The following is a 21,338-nucleotide window of genomic DNA, read 5'->3' on the forward strand; positions in this document are numbered from 1 at the left end:
GTCCTCCTTTCCGACGACAGACAAGCATGGTATTTGTACTGTCTATATTATACCACATACCGCTGCCTGTGTCATGTATAAAATGTGAAGAAACGCCCTATTTCCGGGCGTTTGCGGGGTTCAGCTCCATGTCCTTGCGAATGAGCTTCTTTATCTTTTTATCCAGTGTGTCCGTTGCGCGTTCACTTGCGGACGAACATACAAGGTAAGTAACTTTTCCGATTTTATGCTCCGTTGTGGTAACGGGCGTCTGGTTTTGCGTCAAAGAAAATCCCCCTTTCTTTCGCAAACATATAATACAGTCTATGAATAGCAGCAAGTCCACTATTCAAGAAAACAAAGGCTTTAATCGGACGGTTATTAGCATAACCTCATGGGAATTTCACCCCGGCATGGTTCTCATGCAGCCCTACCCATTGCCTGCGACGCTCTTAACGCTCGGACTGTGGCTGTAAGGAAGTATCATTGTATATTTTGCGTGTCGTCGCCCGCAAGCCGCTACACTTGCTTTCCGGCGCGGTGTTGGTCGCTCGGCTGTCCGGGCGGGGATAACCTCACCCGGATAGCGTCATGGCGCACCCACCGTATGGCTCGGCGCAAAAGGAACGTATCCGATTTGCCCTATGCTGCGCCGCCGTTATCTTGCGCCGCTTTCTTTGTCAAGGTTCAGAATGGCTTTGCTGCCGCGTCAGCAGCGGAACGGAAAAGGGGGAGAGAGAAAGCGTCCCGCCGCTGCGGTTTATTCCTCTGCCTTAAAGGTGAGGACAGCCATCATCAGTTTTGCTTGCAGCCGTTCCCGAATGTCGTGGTCTACGCCAAAATAGACGTTCCCGCGCTCGTCGTACAGCTTCCGCATGGAGAGGCGGGCTATGTAGCCGCTGAAATGCTGCAAGACAATCTTCATAGCGTCCGGGTCGCCCTTTGTCGCTGCCAAAATGACAGGATAGGGAACAAGGGCTTTTTCCGGGTAGCCGGGTTCGTTACCATTCGTCCCATTCATCAGCATTTTCCTCCAGATATTTTTTTAGCAGCTCAAAAGAGCTTGTCCGCCTGTACTGTATCGTGCTTCTCGACGTATCGAACAGCTCCGCAATCTCGGTGTCGTTCATTCCCTCGAAATAGTACAGGAGTACGGCTTTGCGCTTTTCTTCCGGCAAAGTACGGATTGCTTCAAGAAGCAGCTTCGGCGTGATTTTCTTCCCGGCTCTTTCAAAGGCGATTTCCCCTTTGAAATATTCATCAAAGGTATGAAGCTGCCGCGCTTCTTCTAAGGTCAAGTCGGAAAAGGTAATCTCCCTTGCCTTATGCCTGTGCAGCTCTTTGTGAGCGTCACACGCTTCATTGTGCAGTACCGTATTACAAAACTTCTGGAAAGCGCACTGTTTTATAAACTCCCTGCGATTAGGTTCCACATTCTCACCCCCTTTCTCGTTGGAAAGTTGGTGGTGCTTCCCCCTTTTCGCGGGGCAATACTGCCTTTTGAAAAAAACGCCGAAGATTTTCGGATTTTTTTCAAAAAATTTTTTGAGCAGCAAAATACGCCTGTCCGAAAAGCCCGGACAGACGTATAGGTATTGTAAGCGGTATTCAGATGATTAGACAGTTCATATTGATAGACGTAGTTTTCCCCGGCGGTGGTCGGGCTTTTTTTGATGTGTCAATGACCGTCGGATTTTGTCGATATGGTATGTGCTTCATGGCGGCTACCTCCTTTTAGCCGCCGCTTTTAACAGTGATACCGCGTCATTTCATTAGAAGATAAAAAGAAACGGCGGCTTTGGTTTTTCAAAGCTGCTGCGGAAATCAAAGAACGACAAGCAACAGTTCTGATTTTGCTCCAATATGGTTATTGGGGGCACAAATTAAATCAAAAAAGAGCCGATAACAGCAGTATTTCAAACTGCATATTATCGGCTCTGCGTCTGTGCGTCTGGCTCTTTTAATTAAATTATTTTTGTTGTTTTTTGGCTTTATTATATGTATTAGCTAACTGTCCACAAGCTGCTTTAATCTCTCTACCATGAGAAACTCTCATGGTAACTTCAAGTCCTGTTTGCTCTAATTGATGTTTGAACGCAACCATTTCTTGTTTTTGTGGTGCTCTAATTTTTGAATTACTCGTCGGGTTGTATTGCAGCACGTTAATCATAACATTTTTGCCCTTAAACCATTTTGCAAGTTGCCTTATATCTGAGGAACGGTCATTTATACCTGGTAAAAGCAAATACGCAAATACCACTTTTCGATTATGCCTTTGTGAATAGGACAATGCTTGCTTAACAACATCTTCAATAGCGTACATGTGCATATGAGGAATGATGCAGTTTCTCGCAGCCTGTGTTGCTGCATGTAAAGATATTGTCAACTGAATTTTTAGATGTTCTTCGCGCAATTTTTTTAATTGATTAACTGGACCAACTGTTGATACGGTAATGCCGTCGGTTGGAAAGTTAAGTCCATTTCTATCTCGAAGAATATGGATTGCTGCAATCAAGTTGTCGTAATTGAATAAAGGTTCTCCCATTCCCATAAAAACGATACGATTTACTTTTTGACGTATCAATATGACCTGTTGCACAATTTCAGATGGTGTTAGATTACGAACGAAACCATTGCGTCCGGACTCACAAAAAATACAGCCAACAGAACAACCAACTTGCGTACTTACGCAAACAGTCCCACCATCTCGCCGTTTAATAAAAACCGTTTCGATATACCTGTTGTCTTTCAATTCATAAACATACTTTTCAGTATCGCTACTTTTATAGACTTTTTTTGTTGATATTGATAGATTTTTTTTGTGAAATGGCTGTTTATACAATTCCGCATATAAGGCTCTTGCTTTATCCTCTCCAATTACTTCCGACATTTCTTTGTAAGTAAATCCGTATGGGTCATTCAATATTTCCGTAAGTGTACTTTTAGGTAAGTGTTTCATTTAATATCCTTCCTTTTGTTTTTCAGAGTTTTTGATTATGATTTCTAATTTTTCAACATCAATGATATGTGTTAATTTACATTTAGGGCAGAAAAGAGGAAAATTTCTTAATACCGTATTATAAAATACTTGAACCCTCGTCTTTCCGTTACAAATTGGACATTTTATCCAATATTTTTCAAGCATAATATTTCTCCTTTTGTGCAAAAAAATACAGGTCAATTCTCAACATGAGCATTGACCTGCATTTATACATATAACACTACAACAAAATTAAGGCATAGTTTTTATACTATGTCTATACATCGTTAGTTTTGTTGTATAGCATACGCAAAATAAGCATGACAAAAAAGCCCATATTGAAAATGGGAAAAATCTTTTTTGATTTCAATGCTTATCGAATACGCATGCTATGTAACATAAACATTTCCCCCTTTTAATAATACTATACAAAAAAAGCGGCTAATTGTCAACATATACATATGAATTATTTTGGCTAACTGATTGAATTGTGTAGACATATCCAAGAAGAAAGGGGAACAGTAAAATGTAACAGGGTGAATAACTATGGCAAAAAGACCAGTACCGAAATACGATTTCAAGGCTTTTGGGGCAGCGATAAAGGCGGCGCGGACAGGGCGCAAGGAGAGCCGCAAGAAAGTGAGCGACGAAATGTTTATCTCGCCGCGCTACCTTGCGAACATTGAGAACAAGGGGCAGCACCCAAGTTTACAGATTTTCTTTGAGCTTATGCTCCGCTACAATATATCCGTAGACCAGTTTCTTTTGGAAACGCCGCCAGAGAAGAACACGCAGCGGCGGCAGCTTGACGCGCTTCTTGACGGTATGAGCGATACAGGCATACGGATTGTGAGCGCAACGGCAAAGGAGATAGCGGAAGTCGAAACAGAGGGCAGATAAGAAGTGTCCGTCAGAATTGAATAAGGTTTAGAGAGCGTTGTAATCTTTTTTTGAGGATTGCAGCGTTTTTCTTTTGCGGAAGTTTGGCAAAACCGGGCATAGCTCCGTAGTAAGGCATAAGGGATAAAAACATTCGTAGCAAGCATAGGAAGCGGGTACCCACTTCCGTATTTTCCCCTCCCGCGCTGCGGCGCGTCGGTTGAAAATTGCTTGTTGGGAAGTGTCCCAAACCCTCGGAACGGAAAGGAAAGGAGCGAATACATGAACGGACGCAAAAGAACGGTGCAAATCAAATTCAGAGTGACGGAAGCGGAACGGGATTTAATACTGGAAAAAATGAAGCTCGTACCCACCCGGAACATGGCGGCATATCTGCGGAAGATTGCCATTGACGGGTATATCATTCAGATAGACCATGCCGATATAAAGGCAATGACCGCAGAGATACAGAAAATCGGTGTCAACGTCAACCAGATAGCACGCCGCGTAAACGCGACGGGGAACGCATACCAAGAGGACATAGAGGAAATAAAGGGGGTGCTTGCGGAGATATGGCGGTTACAAAGATTAAGCCTATTAAAAGCACTCTAAGCAAAGCCCTTGACTATATCGAAAACCCGGACAAGACGGACGGAAAAATGCTTGTGTCCTCTTTCGGCTGCTCCTATGAAACGGCAGATATTGAATTTGAATATACCTTGTCCCAAGCACTCCAAAAGGGGAACAATTTAGCCTTTCATCTGATACAGTCCTTTGAGCCGGGGGAAGTCGATTATCAGAAAGCCCATGAAATCGGAAAGCAGCTTGCCGACGCGGTAACAAAGGGGCAGCATGAATATGTACTCACGACGCACATTGACAAAGGACACGTCCACAATCACATTATTTTCTGCGCCGTAAATTTCGTAGACCACCGCAAATATAATTCCAACAAAAGGAGCTATTACGGCATACGGAACATGAGCGACAAGCTGTGTCGGGAAAATGGCTTGTCCGTCGTCGTTCCCGGCAAGGGCAGCAAGGGAAAGAGCTATGCGGAGTACCAGGCAGAAAAGACGGGTACAAGTTGGAAAGGCAAGCTAAAGATTGCCGTTGACGCGCTTATCCCCCAAGTTTCCAGTTTTGAGGAATTGTTGCAGCGGTTACAGGCGGCGGGCTATGAGATAAAGCCGGGGAAATATGTGTCATGCCGCGCCCCCGGACAGGAACGCTTCACCCGTCTTAAAACCCTCGGCGCGGATTATACAGAGGAAGCCATAAGGGAACGGATAGCGGGCAGACGGGCAAAGGCGGCGAAAGCCCCCAGAGAGCAGCGCGGCGTTTCGCTGCTTATCGACATTGAGAACAGTATCAAGGCGGCGCAGAGTAAGGGCTATGAACAGTGGGCGAAAATCCACAATCTGAAACAGGCAGCAAAGACCATGAATTTCTTGACGGAACATAAGATTGAACAGTACGCGGATTTAGTCAGCCGGATTGAAGAAATGGCAGCGGAAAGCGGACAGGCGGCAGACGCATTGAAGGACGCGGAAAAGCGGCTTGCGGACATGGCGGTGCTTATCAAGAATGTTTCCACCTACCAAAAGACAAAGCCCGTCTATGACGCATACCGCAAGGCAAGGAACAGGGAGAAGTACCGCGCCGGACAGGAACAGGCGATTATCCTACATGAAGCCGCCGCAAGGTCGCTGAAAGCGGCGGGCATTGCAAAGCTCCCGAACCTTGCCGCGCTGCAATCGGAATATGAAGCCCTCCAAGCGCAGAAAGAAGCCCTTTATGCCGACTATGGGAAGCTGAAAAAGAAAGTCCGGGAATACGATATTATCAAGCAGAACATTGACAGCATTTTACAGGCAGACAGGCAGCCGGAACGGGAAAAGGGAACAGAGCGCGGATAAGGATAGCAAAATCCCCGCCGCTGTGCTATGATAGGGCTATCAAAAAGCAGAGGAGCGTTGAGCATGGAAAACCAGAAAATGCCGGAATATGAAACCATACGCGCCGCCGTTGCCGGGGAAAAATGGGCGGTGGAGAAAGTCGTGGAGTGCTACAAGGACGAAATCGACAGGCTATCGACGGTAGCGGTCAGACAGCCGGACGGAAGCACGAAACAGGAAATCAACGAAGATATGCGCCAGTCCATCACAAAGAAGCTGATAGAAGCCCTCCCGCAGTTCCCGCTTGAAGAAATGGAAAAGGGAAATGTCAGATAGGCAAAAAAAGAACAGGGCGCGGAAGCCAGTATATGACTTCCGCGCCCTGTCTTTTTATGGGTGCTGTTTTCGTGAATGTTACGCAGTAGAACGCCATTTTTGGGGGTAAAGGTATAAAGTATCGCCTATCCGATTTTCACGCCCGGAAAGCCCTGTAAATCAAGGGATTTTCCGCGCCTACTGCGTAACAGGGGCGCGTCTTTTCCTCATGCGCTCGGCGGCTTGTCTGCGGGTGATACGTTTCCGGCAGACGGGGCAGTATTTGACACTGTTAGAGGTTGACGCAAAGAACGCGCCGCACTCGGTACATTTCTTCTTATCCCCTGTCTGGTAAAGCTCCGCATAAAGCAGCCTGTCGGCGGGAAGCACCGCAACCCGGAACCACTTGCAGAGAAGCGAATAGGAAATGAGCTGCGGACATACGCACTCGTCCCCGTCGTCCAGTAAGATACAGTTCCCGTTATCATAATTGCAGCACGTCCGGCGCACAAGGGCGTTGACTTTCCGGCTCTGGGGCGGCGTCAGCCGCTTAACCCCGTTCATACTTCATCAGCGGCGTAAATGGGAAGCTCTGCAAATTCCGCTTCGGTCAAAGCGTCCACTTTGGAAAGGGTGCGCTTTGCAAGCTCCCGCATATCCGCGTCCATGTAGGGCAGCGCGGCGTTGACATTCTCAATCAAAGCCCGCTTGCCGCCCTCGTTGTAAATGCTCAAAAGGTTTGTTTCTTCAACAGTCAGTCTAATCATGCTCATACCTCCATATCGTGATTTTTTGTTTTTGCCGCCGCCTTTTTCGGGGCGGTCTTTGCCTTGTCTGCTTTAAGCTGCGCCCGGATAGAGGGGCGGGGCTTCCTTATCTCCCTGTCCCGGTTCTCCCCCTTGTCAATCAGCGCATACGTCCCATGTCTGCCCTCGATTTTGGAAAAGGAAAGGGTCTTGTAGGGCAGCATGGAGAAAAGGCGGTCAGTGTCCTTTGTGGCTGCAAGCCGCATGAACGCCGGGGAAAGCTCTGCCATGAAATGGGTCTTGTTCGGGCTGTTCGGCTCGTAATGCCGCTTCATTTCCCGCACAATGCGCCGCGCTTCCGTTTCAATCAGCCCGTCCCGCAAAGCGGCAATATGCGCCTTGAAATCCCCCGGCGAAAGCTGCTCCCGGCTGCGCCGTTCTTCCTGTAAGAGCGATTGCAGCGCGTCCGGGTCGTTGGGTACGGCTTCAAAGCGTTCAAATTTCCCAAGCTGCGGGTCTGGGGTTCCGTCAAAATATCTCCCGGCTTCCTGTACCCTTTCCCCATGCTCATAAATCAGCTTCACCGTATCGGCGGGCAGCTCCTTTTCCTTGACGCGCTCATAATGTTTAGAGTAGTCCAGTTCGTACAGATTGCCCTTGATTTTCCCGCGCTCCTTTCCCGTCAGCTCGATTGCATAGGCAAGAACGCGGTCGCTTGTCTGCTCCATGTAGAAACGCCATGTGTTGTGGGGCGCGGTGTCTTTGAGGAAAACGTCGCGCTCCCGGAAACAGTGCGTCCCGGACGGGCGGCAGAACCACAAAAGTGTTTTGTCCTCCCTGTGGGGGCTTGCCGCCGCCTTTGCGATAATCTCTTTGTCAATGTCTAAGTCGCTCTGGTAAAAGCCTGTGTTCTGCTTCATAATCGCTTCAAGGGAAGCAAACAAATCCATGTTTTCAAATTTGCTCTGTTCCGGCATGGGTCAGCTCCTTTCCAAGTCCTGTGACTTCTGCTTTGCGTTTTTCTTCTGTGCCTTTTCCTTGTCGGCTCTAAGCTGCGCCCGGATAGAGGGTTTCTTTTCCGGCTTCGCTCCCTTGCCGCGCTCCTTGTCGGCTTTGACAGCGTTAGCCAGGTCAACAAGGGAAATCTGCTCGCCCGCCTTTACCTTTGCTTCCAGTTCGTCAACGGTGGGGGTGTTGTTGATGATACCGTCAATCATGTTCCCGTTCTGCTCTGTGGTCTGCTCGGCGGTTTTCAAGGGATTGTCCCGCTGCGCCTGTTCTGCGGCAACGGCAAACGCCCGCGTCCCATTCCCCATAATCAGATACTTTCCGTCGTCCGACTGGTGGTGAAAGCCATATCCGGCGGCTTCTATCTGCTCCCGGCTCATGGCGGTCACATGGAAAGTCCCCCTCGGTGTCTTGACAGTTTCGCCCGTTTCCAAGTCGTCCGGGGTAAGCTGCTTTTGCTCCTGTAAAAACTCCGGCACTTCCCGAAAACCTACACTGTCAACGAAATGCGCCGCGTCCTGTCCGTCCTGATGAAGCACTACCACGTCGGAAACGGAAAGGCTGTGTCCCTTAAAATCTTTGGGGTGGTCGATATTGAAACAGGTGTAAATATCTTCAAGGGAAGTTTCCGGCGCAAGGGGCGCGGAATAGACAAGCTCATAGTTCGCCCTGTCAACCACATTTCCCGCCGCCTGCAGGCGGTCGTATGGCTCAAAGCGGAAATCCCTTGTTTCGTCCCCGCCCTTTATCTGGTAAATGGAAAAGGTGTCTTTGTCCTGTCCGGCGGTCTGCGCCGTTTCCTGTGCCTTTGCGTAAAGCTGCTTCACGTCGCCCTCGGTCAGCTCGCCGCTTTTGAGCTGCCCCATAAGCTCGCGGCATTTCTCCGGCGTTCCCGTATAAAGCACGTCGCCCATTTTCGCCCGCCCGTTCTCCTGTGTCACATAGGCTTGCAAGAGGTAGCTGTTTTCCCGGCTGTCGCTGTAAGGGTTCCGGCGCACTCTGTAAATCGTTTCCGGGGTAAAGGCTTCTTTCGGGGCTGCGCCCGCTTTTTCCTGTGCGCCGGATTTTCCCGGTGCGGCTGCTTCCGGATCCGGCTTCTCCGGCGCGGCTTCCTGTCCCTCTCTGGTGGGCTGCTCCTGTCCGGCGGTCTGCTCCTTGTCCTGTGCCTTTTGCAGCTCCGCTAAGTTCTCGTCTATGGAATTGATAATCTCGGCGGCTGCGCTGCGTATCGTTTCAAGGGAGCTTTTCAGCTCGGACAGCTCCCGCCCGCTGCTCCACCCGGCGACATAGCCGAAAGAGTAGTCCGACGTGTCAAGCCCGTAATGTTGGCAGACAGTATAGGCGACGCTTTCCGCTTCGACTTCGCGGGTGCGGCGGTCAACGTGGGGCTGCTGCTCGTCCTTTGGCGCGTTGAGGTCAATGTCGTGCAGCTTCGCATGGGCGATTTCGTGAATAGCGGTCTTTAAGGTCTGTAATTCGCTCATGCCCTCGTTGATAGCAATGCGCTTGTCCTCCAAGTGGTAGTAGCCATGAGAGCCGCCCTCGATATTCTCAAAGGCGATAGGAACGGGGGAAGTCTTTTCAAGGGCTGCGAAAAAATCCTTGTAGCGGTCAACGTCGCCTGTCAGCTCGTCAACCGCAATGTCCGGCAGCTCCTTTCCCTCGGTCTGGGAAACGTCAAAGACGGATACCACCTTGTAGGCGGGTATGGTGACTTCCTTTTCCTCGGTGACGGGCTTCCCGTCCTTGCCGATAACGGGCTTCTGCGTGTGCGGGTCGATTTTCTGCATTTCCTGTTTGATTTTATAGGGTGACGGAGCAATGATTTTAATTCCCTTTTGCCCTTTCATCACGTTTCGTTCAAAGTTGTTCTTCCAAGCGGAAAAGCCCGCCACAAGGGAAGCGTCCGGCTTCTGCATGGCGATAAGGACGGTGTTTCGGAAGCTGTAATTATGGAATTTTGACATGACTTTCAGATATTCCCGGTAACGCTCGCTGTCAAAGAGTTCCGCAATACCCTGTTCCAGACGGTCGGTAATCTCTTTGAGCTTTTCGGCGGGCTTCTCGCTCGTCAGCACGATAGGGATAACCGGGCGCGGCTCCTGTGGCTGCTCTGCGGTCTGCGCCGTTCTCTGCCCCGGCGCGGCTGCGTCCATTTCTACCTTTGACGGGTCGGGTCTTTCCGGCTGCGGGGGCTGCGGCGTTACCCGGTATTCCTCCGGCACGTCGCGCCCGTCGTACCATTCTGTAAAGGTGTTGCGGTTGTTGTAGATATAGCCCTTTTCGGTAAACATACCGTCGTCGTTAATGGAAGCGTCCCGCCCGTATTCCTCATACATGAAATACTTTTTCGCTTCTTCGGGAAGTTCCGGTTCTTCCAGTTCATCAACCAGATAACGCCCGTATTCTTCTTCATTGTGGACGGACGGATAAATCCAGTAGCAGTCAAGGTTCTGTGCAAGGTTGATAATGTCCTGTAAGCTGTCGGCATGGTCGCCGTATTCAATGGCTGCAATGAATTTCTCCCGGTCGTCGTCAAACTGCATTTCCAAGAGCTTCCCTAAATAGTTCAGCTCGTCGGGGTGGGAATACTCGCTTAAATGCTCCGTCAAGCCGGGGATAGTGGATTGAAATTCTGTGAAATGCCATTCCTCATAGTGCTTGAAGTCAATCCCGATACGGTCAAAGACTTCTTTCAGATGTTCGGCAGTCGTGGGGAATGTCACCCATTCGCCCGCGGGTCTGCCCTCGGTGTACTTCCCAAGATTGGAAAGATAGCCGCTTAAAATCGGTTCTGCCATTTGTTCGCTCCTTTCTTTTTCAATCATGCGGTGCATAAGCTCAAAATCCTCAATGCTCATGCTCCCGTCAAATACATAGGGGTTAAAATCCTCCCCGTCCCGGTAGGGCTTTTCGGAAAAGGGAAGCCCCGCTTCATGGGCGGCTGCCCTCGCTTCCTCGATAACCTCCGGGGGAAGCCTGTCGTCATGCGCCCCGATAAAACCGTCAATGTCGTTCATGCTGTTTTCGTAGTGGTAACGCACTCCGGCGGTCAGCTCGTCAAGGCTCATGTCCTCGCCTAAATGCCCGCAATAGTAGCCGTTTAAGATAACGGCGGCGGGGTCAATGCTTTTTATTTCCTCTAACCGGCTCCTGTCCTCCGGGTAGAGCGTATCGTCCATATCAAGATGAAAATATTCCGCGTTCCATGAACGCCCCTGTTTCCAGAACGCCACCCATGCGATACCGTCCCTAAGCTCGTCTTGATAGTCCTTTACGGTGTCCCGTAAACTTGCCATAGTGAAAAACCTCCTTTCTCTGCGGCAGCGTCATAAGCTGCATTTTTTGGCTGCATGGTCTACTACGGGTACGCCCGCATTTCTGCCAAATATTTTTGAAAATTTTTAGAGGGTGAAGCCCTCCGCAAAAGAGGGTTTGGGAAACTTCCCAACAAGCAAAATCCCCGTCCGGCGCGTCAGCGTCGCAACGGGGATTTACGGAAGTGGGTACCCGCTTCCTATGCTTGCTATTCAAGTTTTTAGTTCTTCTGCACTTCGATACGGTAGTTGACGTATTTCCCGCCAGTGTCAGCCAGAACGATAGTTCCGTCGTAGGTCTTGCCTGTTTTCGGGGAGTAGAGCTTCTTCACATTCGCCTTGCCGGATTTAAGGAGCGCGGCGGCAATCTTCGCGGAAAAAGCGGTCTTGCGTTCCTCGAAAAAGCGGTCATTCTTCCACATGACAAAGGCACATTCTTTGTTGCTGCAATAATAGTTTTTCTTCCCCTCATGGACGGGGGAACCGCAACGGGGGCATTTGCCGACAGAGGGCTTTTCCTCCCGGAACAAATCCTTTTTCCCGTCCAGTGCTGCGGCGTGTGTCTGCACAAGCTCCCGCGCCATAGCTTCAATGCCGGACAGAAATTCGCCGGGGTCTGCGGCTCCCTTTGCTATCTGCGTCAGATTGTTTTCCCATTCTGCGGTAAGCTGTGGGGAAGTGAGTATATCCGGCAGAATACAGATAAGGCTGTTCCCGTTTTTGGTAGGGATAAGCTGCTTCCCCTTGCGCTCCGCAAAGCCGCCCTTTACCAGTTTTTCAATGACGGCGGCGCGGGTGGCGGGAGTGCCAAGCCCCCGGCGTTCCGCGTCCGGGTCGGTGTCCCCGTTCCCGGCGCGTTCCATAGCCGACAAAAGGCTTGCTTCGCTGTGGGGCTTCGGCGGCGTTGTGGTATGCTCCGTTACTTTTGCGGCGGGGTTAGGAAAGCCCTGTCCCTCGGAAAGCTTCGGCAGCGTCACGTCTGCATTTTCCCCGTCCTCCGCTTCGGGCTTATCTTTCAGCGTCGCCCGGTATCTGCGTTGAAGCTCTTTCCAACCCTCCGCAAGTACGGTCTTTCCCCTTGCGGTGAAGTCTGTCCCGGCGCATGAGAAAACCGCCGTAACCGCTTCATAAATATGCGGCTCGGCGGTGGCAAAAAGCAGACGCGCCCCCGCAAGGGTAAGGATATTCTTCTCGCTTTCCGGCAGCGCGTCCGGGTCAGCCTTTGCAAGCTCCATAGTGGGAATGATTGCGTGGTGGTCTGATACTTTTTTACTGTCTAATACCTTTACAACCTCCGGCGTGAAGTCCGCGCCCGCCATAAAGGGGAGTTTTTCGCAAAGCAGCGCGATAATGCCCGCTGCGGTGCCGCCCATGTCGTCAGTAAGAAAGCTGCTGTCCGTCCTCGGATAAGTAAGGAGCCGCTTTTCATAAAGGGATTGTGCAAGGTCAAGGGTCTGCTTCGCGGTGTAGCCGAAAATGCGGTTCGCTTCCCGCTGCAAAGAGGTAAGGTCAAAGAGCTTCGGCGGGGCTGCGGTTTTCTTCTCTCTGGTGAGGGAAACGCATACCGCCGTTTCCGCTTCGCAAGCCCCTTTCAGCGCGTCGGCTTCTGCCTTGTCGGAAATCCTCCCGCTTGCCGCTTCCGCGCCGGATAAATCAAGGCGCACATGATAATATTTTTCTTTCTGGAAATGGGAGATAGCCGCGTCCCGGTCGGTGAGCATTTTTAAGGTCGGGGTCTGGACGCGCCCCACGTTCAAGGTCTTTCCATACAGGCAGGAGAAAAGCCGGGTGGCGTTAATGCCGATAAGCCAGTCAGCCTTTGCGCGGCAGAGGGCAGACGCAAAGAGCGCGTCGTATTCCTGCCCGTCTTTGAGGGAAGCAAAGCCCGCCTTGATTGCCCCGTCCTCCATTGAGGAAATCCACAAGCGGCGCATGGGCTTCTTGCAGCCCGCCGCTTCGTAGACAAAGCGGAAAATCAATTCTCCCTCGCGCCCCGCGTCACACGCATTTACCACTTCGGAAACGTCGGCGCGGTGCATAAGCTCTTTTAGGGTTTTGAATTGCTTCCCCTTGTCCGGGTCAACGGCGTACTGCCATTCCTCCGGCAGAATGGGTAAGCTCTCAAAACTCCATTTTTTATATTGCTCCCCGTAGGCGGCAGCTTCCGCAAGCTGTACCAAATGCCCGACGCACCATGAAATGAGGCAGCCGCCGCCCTCGATATATCCGTCTTTCTTTTCCTTAACGCCAAGCGCGGCGGCGATAGTCTGCGCCACGCTCGGCTTTTCTGCAATAATCAGTTTCATTTTCTGTTCTCCTTTCGGTTGTTTTAGGTTTGAAATTGGTTTATACTTTAAGCATTACTATAAGAAACAGGTGACAATATGAAATCAATACATACTTTCGATGTTTTTGCTCCTACTGATGAACAGGAAGAAGCAATGAATAAAAAACGTGGCGGGCATTACAGGCGCGGTAAAAACAAAGAAATGGATTACTTTATTGAGTGTGCTACTTCGCTATTTCCCAACAACCATTATTCAAGGTTCACACCTATATATGATACGACAAAAGAGTTTTATCAACTGATTACTTCTTCCGATACAACAGAAAGAGCTATACTAAATTGGATAGCTTCTAATCGTGCATGGAATTATTTGTTTGGCTTATTACGGCATTATTACAGAACAGGACACCATGACGATAATTATATCTTTCCAGAGTTCAAAATCGGGTCGGCTTATGTGGCTGATTATCTGCTCATAGGTAATAGTTCAGACGGTTATCAATTTGTCTTTGTGGAATTAGAAGCTCCCAACGGGCGGATAACAAAAGAAAAAGGTACTCGTTTCGGGGAAGTAATCAATAAAGGGATTGAACAGGTTAGGGATTGGCAAATGTATATTGCTGCAAATTGGAATGTAATTGTAGCAGAATTGGAAAAGCACTCATTCTCCAATACAAAGTTACCCAGACAATTATACAAATATTGCCCTTATCAAATCTACTATGCTGTGATAGCCGGACTCCGTAAAGATTTTGAGAATATTCGTGATAGAAAGCTCCAACTGCAAAATGAAAATAACATAACACTTTTGCATTACGAAAATCTCATAGATGTTGCAAACGAAAATTAAAAGTCCATTTTCAGCGTTCCGGCTCACTTGCCTTTTTCTCCTGTACCTGTTTCAGACAGTAGCCCACACAAGGGAGCTGCCCTTTGTACGGACAGGAAGCGCAAGCCGGGGAATGGGGAACGGGCGGCGCATTGTCACGCCGCCCGCCCGGTCTTTGTATCATCATCTTTTCAAAGGGATTGTCGGTAAACAGGGTCATGCTTCCTCGTCCTCCTGTTCTTCATCAGAAAGCCCGTCCCCCTCGTCCGGCTCGTCCTCGTCGTAGTCGTCAAAATCGAAATCTTCAAGGTCGGTGCCGCCCTTGACGTTTTGCTTCGGCTTCATAAACTTAAAATAATAGAACGCGCCCCCGCCGCCAAGAAGTGCCACGACAAGGAAAAGCACAAGCCCGCCCGCATTGCCTTTCTCTTTGGGCAGCTCCGGCGGTTCCTCGGTTTCCGGCTCTGCTTCCTTGCCGCTGCAAGCGGTCATGTTGTCCTTGCAGACGGGGCAGCTCACATTTACCTTTCCGGCTTCGCATTTTTCGGTGCAACTGCAAACGGCGGGCGGGGCTGCTTCGGTGCTTCCGTCCTCCATAAGTGCTAAGAGGTCGGCTTCGTCCACTTGATTAAGGAAATGTACGGTGTTCTCGCCCTCGTCGTCCCGGTCAATGAGGATATAAAAGTAATTGCCGTTTTTGGTCGTTACGGTGATAAGCTGCTTGTTGCCGCCGAAATCGTCTACAAGGGTCGCGTTCCCGTCCGGGGTAAGGGGTTCTTCCTTTTGGGGTTCCTCGTAGACAACGCCGCTGTCGTTGGTGTCGTCCTCTCCCTCCGGGGTCTGTGCAAAAGCGGTGACGGAAAAGCCGCCCGAAAGCATAAGGGCGGCGCAAAGTGCGGTCAGTGTTCTAAGGATTTTCTTATTCATTCTCGGTGTCCTCCATTTCTTCGGTGTCGTGGTCTGCGGGTTCTGCGGGGTAGCCCGGCGCGGCTTCCATGCCCGGAATACCGCCCCCGGAAAGCATAGCGGAAAGCTCATGCGGGGAAAGGCGCATGGAGCGCACAAGCTGTACGATTTGCAGGTTTTCCGCTTCGGTTTTCTGCGCTTCAAGCCCCCTTAATTTATTCTGGTACTCGGTGATTTTCTCGCGGGTCTTTGCAATCTCCTTGTCGATACGTTCAATTTTGTTCATAGCCATCAATAAATTTCTCCTTTCAGATTTTCATTTTTTTGTTGTCAGTTCCAATTCATTAAGCCGTAGCCCTTGATACAGGAGTAATTGACGGGGTAGCTCTTTATCTTGCAGGCGTCGCCGGAATTGCCCTCGACGGTATAGACGCGCTCCCCGTCCGTCCCGATAACAAGCCCTACATGGTCTGCGCTCCCGTCCCCGTCCCAGTCGAAAAAGATAGCGTCGCCGGGGGCGATATTCTCATAGCCCCTCGCGCCCCATTGCCCGCGTGACTGGAACCAGGGTACGCCCTGTGACTGGCACCCGGCAAAGCGCGGCTCGCTTTTCCCGGCTTGATTGTAGCACCATGAAACAAAACAGGCGCACCATTCCACGCGGCTGTTAAATCCGTACCAGCTCCAAAAGGGTCGCCCGCCTACGTTGCCGACTTGCCGCTTCGCAAGGTCTACAACGGCGGTGTTGCCGGGGCGTGTGCCGTTTACAAGCTGTACGCCGCTTAAATCCTCGGACGCGCCCATATCGGGGGAGCCGCCGCCGAAAATCAGCGGCTTGTTTCCGCTTGTTTCCAGATAGACGCGGTACATTTCAAGCTGCTGTGGCGTTAGAAGTTCCTCCGCAATCTCGGAAATGGGCTTGTTCGTCAGCTTCACGTTGAGGATATGGTACTCGTAGGGTACTTCCTCGCTGGTCGTTTCCCCTGTTTCCGGGTCTGTGCTTGTTTCTGTGCGGTAGCGGATTTCCGTTTCTTCCGTCAGCGTCAAAGTGTACTGCATGGCAAAGACGCGGTTTAGTTCTGCCTGTGCGCTCTGCGGGGTGTAGGTCTGTAAAAGGGCGGTGAGGTAGGACGCTAACTCATGGGGGTTATGCCCGATACTGTCAAGGTCATAGCGGTATTCGTCATAGCCGGGGTGGGTGCTTTCGATATTGTCAATCTGCTGCTGAAGCTCGTTTTCCTTTGCGGCGTAATTATTTTCCGTCGCCACAAGGTCGCTGTCCTCCGACGTGTAGGAAGTCCCAAGTATGCCGTTCATCAAGCCGGAGAACATGGAGCCGCAAGAGGAAAGCCCCGCCGATACCATGATGAATAAGAGCAGCGCGGCAACGGCGATACATACGCCCGCCGGGTGCCGCCCTACAAAAGCGATTGCCTTTTTTGTTTCCTCGGCGGTCTTTTTTGCCGCCTTGCGGGTGTTCTCTGCGGCTTTCTGCGCCGTTTTTGCGCCGCCTTTCCTTGCCGACTTTGCATACTGCCGCTTGATTTGCTGCTTCTGCATGAAGCGGGAAAGGGGATTGCCCGCAATCTGCGGATTGTCATGTAGGGATTTATGGTACTGGAAATCCACATTCGCCTTGAACGCCGCTTTCTCTGCCTTTGCCGCCGCCCGGTAGGGTTTGAGCTTGTGGCTGCGGTAGCCCTCCTTGACTTTCCGCGTCCCGTACTTTGCGCCGCGCTCTGCCAGTTCTTCGGATTTGTGCGCCCCCTCAACGCCGGAATTGTCCTTTTCAACGGAATGTATCTTGTTGTGGACGAAAATACCCGCTTCCTGTGCGGGGCGGGATAGCGGGTTATTGTGGGGCTTATTCCTTCCTATGGGCTTTTCCTGTTCCTCAAAATGTAGGCGGGTCTTGCCTTTCCCGGTGGCTTCATCAAAGGTGCGCTCCCGTACAAGTTTCTTTTCTTTGGGGATAGCCGCCTTTGCCGCGTCCAGACGGTCGGCTGCTTTGTCCGATTTTCGGATATACCTTTCAAGCTCCGGCGTTGCCCGTTCCTCGTCGGTAAACTGCAAGCGGGAAGATTTTTCTTTTGCTGTGGCTTCTGCCTGTGCTTTCCTCGCCGCCTTTTTGCTCGCCTTTCTGGTACGCGCCCCGTCGATACGCTCCAAGACGCGCTCGGCTGCGGCGGTGTCCTGTTCCCGTTCTGCCCCCGGCGCATGGGGAAGCGGCGGCGCGGCGGCTGTGGGCGCGGGAGCTGCGCCGCCCGGTATGGTCTGCGCTGCCTGTTCCGGCGGCTGCGGTGCTTCGGTCTTTGCAAAGTCCGCGTCCCTTATCCGCTTGCTGATACGTTTCTTTTTCCCGGTGGCGGCGTTTACCTCGACAGCCCCCTCGCGGGTCATTTTCTGCGTGACTTTCTCACGCGCTCGATACTGTTTTATTTTTCTGTCCCTCCAATCCGCGCCCTTGCAAGGGCGCAATACTCGGCGTTTATCTCAATGCCTATATAATGCCTGTCAAGCTGCCTTGCGGCTGCTCCCGTCGTGCCGCTGCCGAAAAAGGGGTCAAGCACAACGCCGCCTTTCGGACAGCCCGCCTTGATACAGGTTTCGGCAAGTTTTGGCGGGAACGCGGCGAAATGCCCGCCCTTGTAGGGTACGGTATTGATAAGCCACACGTCCCGCCTGTTCCGCATGGTCGGCATGAGGGCTTCGTCGTAGTAGCTGCCGCTTCTCGCCCGGTTAAGCCCCTGTACTTTCCCCTGTCCGGGTACTTCGTCCGCATATTTCTGTCCCGCGCTGCGCCCGGTGCGGTACCGCGCCGCCGTTGTGGGGGCTAACGGCTCGGCTATGGCGGCTGCGTCATAGAAATATTTCTTTGACTTCGTAAGCAGAAAGATATGTTCATAGCAGCGGGTAGGGCGGTCTTTCACGCTCTCCGGCATGGGGTTTTCTTTCTGCCAGATAATGTCGCTCCGTAAATACCACCCGTCAGCGCGTAGGGCAAAAGCTAAAAGCCAAGGGATACCGATTAAGTCCTTTTGTTTGCAGCCGGAAACGCGGTTGTTTTTTGCAATCTGCTGTCCGTTTCTGCCTTTCGGGTTCTTCGGGTCTGCATGGTAGCCCTTGTTCCCTGTGCCGCAGTAGGTGTCCGCGATATTCAGCCAGAGCGTACCGTCAGAACGCAGTACCCGGCGCAGCTCGCGGAAAACCTCGGTCAGCCTGTCAATGTACTGCTCCGGCGTGTCCTCCCGCCCAATCTGCATATCAAGCCCATAATCCCTAAGCGCATAGTAGGGCGGGCTTGTGACGCAACAGTGTACGCTTTCCTCTGGAAGCTCCCGCAAGGCATAGAGCGCGTCCCGGTTGATGATGGTGTCAGTTTTCAGCCCGTTCATGCTTCGCCCACTTCCTCCGGCTTCGTCGTCATTACCCGGTAAAGCTCGGTGTCTTTCGGGAAGCGGTCTACAAAGGGCAGCACCACGTTCCCGTAGAAGATAAGCCCCTCGCCCGCTTCGGTGTGGGTGACATATTTCATCTGCTGCGGGGAGATGTTGAGCTGCTTCGCAAGGATAGCCCGGTCGCCCGCCGCCTGATTGAGCATGAGGACAAAATCAGAGTTTTCAAAGATATTCTCCACTTCGCGGGAAGCAAGCAAATCCTTGACATTCTGCGTAATGGCTGTGGGTATGCCGCCCCATTTTCTGAAACGCTTCCAGATTTCAACGGAATAGGCGGCGGTCTGTTCCTCTTTCAAGAGAAGATGAAATTCGTCCATAAAATACCGGGTGGATTTCCTTTCTGCCCGGTTGACGGTGACGCGGTTCCATACCTGGTCCTGCACAATGAGCATACCTAACTTTTTGAGCTGCTTCCCAAGCTGCTTGATGTCAAAGCAGACAAGGCGGTTGTTCAGCTCCACGTTGGTACGGTGGTTGAATACGTTAAGGCTCCCGGAAACATACAGCTCCAACGCCGCCGCAATACGCGCCGCTTCCGGCTCCGGCTGCTTCAAAAGCTCGTTGTAGAGGTCGCCCAAGATAGGCATTTTCTCCGGGTCGGGGTCTGCAAGGAAAGGGCGGTACACGTTCCTAACGGCGCGGTCAATGACGGTCTTATCGACGGGCTGCAAGCCCTCCTTGCCGCCTATGACAAGCTCGCAGAGGGAGAGGATAAAGTCGGATTTCAGCGCAAGGGGGCTGTCGTCCTCGCTGTAATTGAGGTTAATATCCATAGGGTTCACATACTGGGGCTTCCCGTCAATGCCCTTGCCCGTAGGGGATAAGCGTATCACTTGCCCGTCAAGCCGCTGCACAAGGGAAAAATACTCTGCTTCCGGGTCGCAGATAATTATGTCGTCGTCGGTAATGAGGAAAGCGTTTGTCATTTCCCGTTTGGCGGCAAAGGATTTCCCGCTTCCCGGCGTACCCAAGATTAAGCCGTTGGGGTTCTTTAGCTGCTTGCGGTCGCAGAGTATCATGTTGTTACTAAGGGCGTTTAAGCCGTAGTACAAAGCCGCGCCCGTCTGGAAAAGCTCCTGTGTGATAAAGGGGATAAAGATAGCGGTGCTTGACGTGGTAAGCCCTCTTTGAATGGGGATAAGGTTCTCCCCAAGCGGTACAGAGGACATAAGCCCCGCTTCCTGTTGGTAGTCAAGGCGGGTTAAGGCGCAGTTGTTCTTCTGTGCAATGCCCGCCGCCGCGAATACGTCATTTTCCAGTTTCCGCTTCGTGTCCGCCATGTTCACCACAAGGAACGTCAAGAGGAACATTCTTTCATTCCGGCTCTGCAAGTCCTGTAAGAGATTCTTCGCTTCGCTGCCGAAAGTGGCAAGGTCGGACGGTATAATATCCATGTCATAGCCGCTGCGTACCGCTTTCTTCTGTTCCTCGATTTTCATTTTGTCAAGGTCGGTAATCTTGCGCTTGATTGTCTTTATGGCTTCGGTCTGGTCGATACTGTGGATATGCAGATTGACGATAACGCCCGTTTCCAAGTCCAGAATGTCAGATAAGATACGGTCGTTTAATTCCGGCGCAAGGATTTCAAGGAATGAAACCGCGCCGATTTTGCGCCCCATGCGGAAATAACGCCCCTCGCCAAAACGGAAAGAGGACGGGGCGATAAAGTCCTTTGTGGAAAGCCCGGACGGGGCAAGCCATGAAAAATCAAAGGCAAACTGCCCGCCCTCCGGGTGGAAAATGCCATGCAGCATTTTAAGGCGTTCATAGCCTGTCATGGGGCGGGCAGACACGCCCAAGAGCTTAAAGTTGTTGAGTACGTCCGTTTCGATACGGGCAAGGCGGGATTTCGCCGCGCCCAGACTGTCGGCTTCAATGGCAAAGGTGATATATTTTGCTTTGACAAGCCCGTTGTTGCCCTTTGCAAGCTGGTTTTTCAGCATATCCCGGTATTCTGTGCGGATAGAATTGAAAGCGTCCTCCTGTGCCGGGATATTGACCGCCTTTTCCGCTTCGCCGCGCTGCGTCCCTTGATTGATGAAAGAAAGCTGCACCGAAACGGAAGCGTCAAAGTAGTTGAGGAAGTCGCACCAGTTCTCAAAAATGGCGGTCTTGTCGTCTGCCTGTGCAAGCTGATAGTTAATATCTTCAAAGGCGACGGTCTTTGAGTATTTCCGTCCCGTAACCTTGCAGATACCGTCCGGGTACATCTGGATATAGGGGATTGTCTGCTGCGCGGTGTGGGCTTTCCCGTCGCCCTTTGCCTGTCTGATGATTTCCGCAATCTGCTTTTTCTCGGCGCGGGTGAGCTTGCGGGGCGGGTTAGGCTTTGTGCTTCCCGCCGCGCTGTTTCTTCGTGTTTCCTTTTGCAATCGCTGATACCTCCTTTTCAAGTTTTCTCTGCCGTTCTAAGACGGAATAAAAGTTGTCTGTCCTGTATGGTCGTTCTTTGGGGGCTATGAATTTTGTCCGTATGATGTTCTTCACCACCACTTCAAGGGGCTGTCCATGCTTCTCATACATGGCAAAGAGGAAACAGGGCAGCATGACGGCAATCATAGCCATAGACGCAAGGCTTGTGCCTGTGCTGTCTTTGAGCAGAAAGAAAAGCGGCAAGCCGAACAGGAGAGCCGCCGCAAAACATACAATCTGCCGTTTGGTAAGGTTGAAAGCTACTTTTGTCTTGACTTTGGATAAGTCTTTGGGTACGGGTACATACGCCAAGTGAAAACCTCC

At 51.3% G+C, this 21,338-nt stretch carries 22 protein-coding genes; 5 read left to right on the plus strand and 17 right to left on the minus strand.

What is annotated here, in order from left to right:
- Positions 1 to 97: 97 nt before the first annotated feature.
- From NSB25_RS00930 to NSB25_RS00950, 5 genes are all read right to left on the minus strand, one after another.
- Positions 98 to 265 carry a transposon-encoded TnpW family protein gene (locus tag NSB25_RS00930; protein ID WP_022621154.1) on the minus strand — a complete coding sequence of 56 codons (168 nt, stop codon included), beginning with the start codon at positions 263 to 265 and terminating at the stop codon, positions 98 to 100.
- A 474-nt stretch (positions 266 to 739) separates the two neighbouring features.
- Positions 740 to 1,000, minus strand: a complete 261-nt coding sequence (locus tag NSB25_RS00935; protein ID WP_002590583.1) for a helix-turn-helix domain-containing protein — start codon at positions 998 to 1,000, stop codon at positions 740 to 742.
- Positions 981 to 1,412 (minus strand): RNA polymerase sigma factor, encoded by a 432-nt coding sequence (locus tag NSB25_RS00940; protein ID WP_009255547.1) that lies wholly within the window; start codon positions 1,410 to 1,412, stop codon positions 981 to 983. Before NSB25_RS00940 ends, NSB25_RS00935 begins: the two co-directional genes overlap by 20 nt.
- A 536-nt stretch (positions 1,413 to 1,948) precedes the next feature.
- Positions 1,949 to 2,938 (minus strand): 23S rRNA (adenine(2503)-C(2))-methyltransferase RlmN, encoded by a 990-nt coding sequence (gene rlmN / locus NSB25_RS00945; RefSeq protein ID WP_004607971.1) that lies wholly within the window; start codon positions 2,936 to 2,938, stop codon positions 1,949 to 1,951.
- Entirely contained in the window at positions 2,939 to 3,124 is a 186-nt protein-coding gene (locus tag NSB25_RS00950; protein ID WP_004607970.1) for a cysteine-rich KTR domain-containing protein, read from the minus strand.
- Positions 3,125 to 3,505: 381 nt separating this feature from the next.
- On the opposite strand from NSB25_RS00950, the gene NSB25_RS00955 reads away from it, so the two are divergent.
- From NSB25_RS00955 to NSB25_RS00970, 4 genes are all read left to right on the plus strand, one after another.
- A complete protein-coding gene (locus NSB25_RS00955; protein WP_004607969.1) occupies positions 3,506 to 3,859 on the plus strand; it encodes a helix-turn-helix transcriptional regulator in 354 nt (117 codons plus the stop codon).
- A gap of 261 nt (positions 3,860 to 4,120) precedes the next feature.
- Positions 4,121 to 4,450, plus strand: coding sequence for a plasmid mobilization protein (locus NSB25_RS00960; RefSeq protein ID WP_002585086.1), 330 nt, complete (start codon positions 4,121 to 4,123; stop codon positions 4,448 to 4,450).
- Entirely contained in the window at positions 4,411 to 5,757 is a 1,347-nt protein-coding gene (locus NSB25_RS00965) for a relaxase/mobilization nuclease domain-containing protein (RefSeq protein ID WP_002585087.1), read from the plus strand. Before NSB25_RS00960 ends, NSB25_RS00965 begins: the two co-directional genes overlap by 40 nt.
- Before the next feature lie 63 nt (positions 5,758 to 5,820).
- A complete protein-coding gene (locus tag NSB25_RS00970; protein WP_002585088.1) occupies positions 5,821 to 6,072 on the plus strand; it encodes a helix-turn-helix domain-containing protein in 252 nt (83 codons plus the stop codon).
- A 177-nt stretch (positions 6,073 to 6,249) separates the two neighbouring features.
- Here NSB25_RS00970 and NSB25_RS00975 read toward each other — a convergent pair whose 3' ends face one another.
- The 5 genes from NSB25_RS00975 to NSB25_RS00995 form a co-directional block, all read right to left on the minus strand.
- The gene (locus tag NSB25_RS00975) at positions 6,250 to 6,615 is read right to left on the minus strand and encodes a cysteine-rich VLP domain-containing protein (protein ID WP_002585089.1); all 366 of its coding nucleotides are present in this window, start codon (positions 6,613 to 6,615) and stop codon (positions 6,250 to 6,252) included.
- Complete coding sequence (locus NSB25_RS00980) at positions 6,612 to 6,824, minus strand: transposon-transfer assisting family protein (RefSeq protein ID WP_004607965.1); 213 nt, start codon at positions 6,822 to 6,824, stop codon at positions 6,612 to 6,614. The genes NSB25_RS00975 and NSB25_RS00980 overlap by 4 nt, the downstream gene beginning before the upstream one ends.
- Positions 6,821 to 7,774, minus strand: a complete 954-nt coding sequence (locus NSB25_RS00985; RefSeq protein WP_002585090.1) for a hypothetical protein — start codon at positions 7,772 to 7,774, stop codon at positions 6,821 to 6,823. The genes NSB25_RS00980 and NSB25_RS00985 overlap by 4 nt, the downstream gene beginning before the upstream one ends.
- Positions 7,775 to 7,777: 3 nt before the next feature.
- On the minus strand, positions 7,778 to 11,104 hold the full coding sequence (locus tag NSB25_RS00990) for an antirestriction protein ArdA (RefSeq protein WP_006859298.1): 3,327 nt from the start codon (positions 11,102 to 11,104) through the stop codon (positions 7,778 to 7,780).
- 239 nt (positions 11,105 to 11,343) lie between these two features.
- Entirely contained in the window at positions 11,344 to 13,428 is a 2,085-nt protein-coding gene (locus NSB25_RS00995) for a DNA topoisomerase 3 (RefSeq protein ID WP_007037046.1), read from the minus strand.
- Positions 13,429 to 13,506: 78 nt separating this feature from the next.
- Between NSB25_RS00995 and NSB25_RS01000 the strand changes: the two genes are divergently transcribed.
- Positions 13,507 to 14,259, plus strand: a complete 753-nt coding sequence (locus NSB25_RS01000; RefSeq protein WP_004607960.1) for a Shedu anti-phage system protein SduA domain-containing protein — start codon at positions 13,507 to 13,509, stop codon at positions 14,257 to 14,259.
- A 10-nt stretch (positions 14,260 to 14,269) separates the two neighbouring features.
- On the opposite strand, the gene NSB25_RS01005 is transcribed toward NSB25_RS01000, so the two are convergent.
- The 7 genes from NSB25_RS01005 to NSB25_RS01035 are packed head-to-tail and all read right to left on the minus strand — an operon-like array spanning position 14,270 to position 21,326.
- The gene (locus NSB25_RS01005) at positions 14,270 to 14,458 is read right to left on the minus strand and encodes a hypothetical protein (protein ID WP_004607959.1); all 189 of its coding nucleotides are present in this window, start codon (positions 14,456 to 14,458) and stop codon (positions 14,270 to 14,272) included.
- On the minus strand, positions 14,455 to 15,165 hold the full coding sequence (locus tag NSB25_RS01010) for a DUF4366 domain-containing protein (protein ID WP_004607958.1): 711 nt from the start codon (positions 15,163 to 15,165) through the stop codon (positions 14,455 to 14,457). The genes NSB25_RS01005 and NSB25_RS01010 overlap by 4 nt, the downstream gene beginning before the upstream one ends.
- Positions 15,158 to 15,436 carry a DUF4315 family protein gene (locus tag NSB25_RS01015; RefSeq protein WP_004607957.1) on the minus strand — a complete coding sequence of 93 codons (279 nt, stop codon included), beginning with the start codon at positions 15,434 to 15,436 and terminating at the stop codon, positions 15,158 to 15,160. The genes NSB25_RS01010 and NSB25_RS01015 overlap by 8 nt, the downstream gene beginning before the upstream one ends.
- A 38-nt stretch (positions 15,437 to 15,474) precedes the next feature.
- Complete coding sequence (locus NSB25_RS01020; protein WP_007037045.1) at positions 15,475 to 17,544, minus strand: C40 family peptidase; 2,070 nt, start codon at positions 17,542 to 17,544, stop codon at positions 15,475 to 15,477.
- Between the two features lie 35 nt (positions 17,545 to 17,579).
- A complete protein-coding gene (locus tag NSB25_RS01025; RefSeq protein ID WP_006876012.1) occupies positions 17,580 to 18,539 on the minus strand; it encodes a DNA-methyltransferase in 960 nt (319 codons plus the stop codon).
- Entirely contained in the window at positions 18,536 to 20,974 is a 2,439-nt protein-coding gene (locus NSB25_RS01030; protein ID WP_006876011.1) for a VirB4-like conjugal transfer ATPase, CD1110 family, read from the minus strand. Before NSB25_RS01030 ends, NSB25_RS01025 begins: the two co-directional genes overlap by 4 nt.
- Positions 20,925 to 21,326 carry a PrgI family protein gene (locus NSB25_RS01035; RefSeq protein ID WP_007037042.1) on the minus strand — a complete coding sequence of 134 codons (402 nt, stop codon included), beginning with the start codon at positions 21,324 to 21,326 and terminating at the stop codon, positions 20,925 to 20,927. Before NSB25_RS01035 ends, NSB25_RS01030 begins: the two co-directional genes overlap by 50 nt.
- Positions 21,327 to 21,338 lie beyond the last annotated feature (12 nt).

The organism is Acetatifactor muris (assembly GCF_024623325.1).
Classification (GTDB): Bacteria; Bacillota; Clostridia; order Lachnospirales; family Lachnospiraceae; genus Acetatifactor; species Acetatifactor muris.